Raw genomic sequence first — 1,325 nt, 5'->3', positions numbered from 1 at the left:
CTGACTGTGAGCATGGCGGGGTCGGTTCAGCGGTGGTGAGCTGATAGCTGGCAGCAGTGGGTGTGACTCTTCGTCTGACTGGCTTCGTGCCTTTGACGGGACTTGTCCATCCGCTGCTGCCGGCGCCGGCCCGGCGGGAGACGTTTGGCCTGATCAGGAGCTTGACCGCCAGTTAGCGGCTGGCGTGTCTCATCACAGTCCTGCCATCTCCGCACCGGACCGGACCCGTGCGTCCCCATGGTGAGGAGAGAACGCATGTCCATGCTGGCAGATCTGGTCGAGGTCGTCATCGGCGTCGACACCCACAAACACACCCACACCGCCGCGGTCCTCGATGCCCGCACCGGTGCCGTGCTGGACCGTACGACCGTCACCGCCGACCCGGACGGCTACGCGCAGCTGCTGGCCCTGGCCGGGCGACACCCAGGGTTGCGGGCCTGGGCGATGGAAGGCACCGGCGGCTACGGCGCGGGCCTGCACCGCCATCTGGCTGCCGCCGGCGAGTTGGTCGTCGAGCTGGACCGCCCCAAGCGACCAGCTCGCCGGGCCGGAGCAAAATCCGACCCGATCGACGCCGAACGCGCCGCTCGAGACGCGCTGGCCCGCACCCAGTTGGCGCAGCCCAAGACCGGCCCCGAACGGGCAGCGCTACAGATGCGACTGACCGCCCGCCGCGCAGCCGTCGAGGCCGCCACCACCGCCCAACGGCAACTACACGCCCTGATCATCACCGCCCCGGAGGCAGTCCGAGCCCGCTTTCGTGGACAGAACACCCGCACGATGATCACCACCGCCACCCGGTTACGCCCCACCACGGCCAGCGGCGATGTCGAGATCATCACCGCGTTGACCGTGCTCCGGGACCTCGCCCGCCGCATCCGCACCCTCGAAACCGAAGCCACCAGCCACGAGAAGGCAATCCTCACCATCGTCCGGTCCTGGCGCCCCGACCTGCTCACCCTCACCGGCGTCGGACCCATCGTCGCCGCCACCGTCCTGACCGCCTGGTCCCACCCCGGCCGCTGCCGCAACGACGCCGCCTTCGCCATGCTCGCCGGCGTCGCCCCGATCCCCGCCTCGTCCGGCAAAACCATCCGCTACCGCCTCAACCGCTCAGGCGACCGCCAACTTAACCGCGCCCTACACACCATCACCCTGTCCCGCCTGCGCTACGACGAACCCACCCGCGCCTACGCCGACCGCCGCCGCACCCAAGGCAAAACCGACCGCGAAATCAAACGCTGCCTCAAGCGCTACATCGCCCGAGACCTCTACCGACGCCTCGAAAACCCACCCCAACCACTTGACGCACCATAGGAGCGTCC

General features: G+C 69.1%; 1 protein-coding gene. It reads left to right on the top strand.

Features of this window, described 5'->3' with window-relative positions; translation table 11 throughout:
• Positions 1 to 255 precede the first annotated feature (255 nt).
• Positions 256 to 1,317: an IS110 family transposase gene (locus ACLQ2W_RS33780; protein ID WP_425791942.1), complete on the top strand. Its 1,062-nt coding sequence runs from the start codon at positions 256 to 258 to the stop codon at positions 1,315 to 1,317.
• Positions 1,318 to 1,325: the final 8 nt, after the last annotated feature.

Source organism: Micromonospora sp. DT227 (genome assembly GCF_049841835.1).
In the GTDB taxonomy this organism is placed as follows: Bacteria; Actinomycetota; Actinomycetes; order Mycobacteriales; family Micromonosporaceae; genus Micromonospora.
The sequence above is the reverse complement of the archived record's forward strand: the minus strand, read 5'-3'. Positions and strand labels throughout refer to the sequence as shown.

Excerpts from the sequence above, each read along its gene's own strand:
- ACLQ2W_RS33780 (WP_425791942.1), top strand. The coding sequence starts at position 256 with ATGTCCATGCTGGCAGATCTGGTCGAGGTCGTCATCGGCGTCGACACC.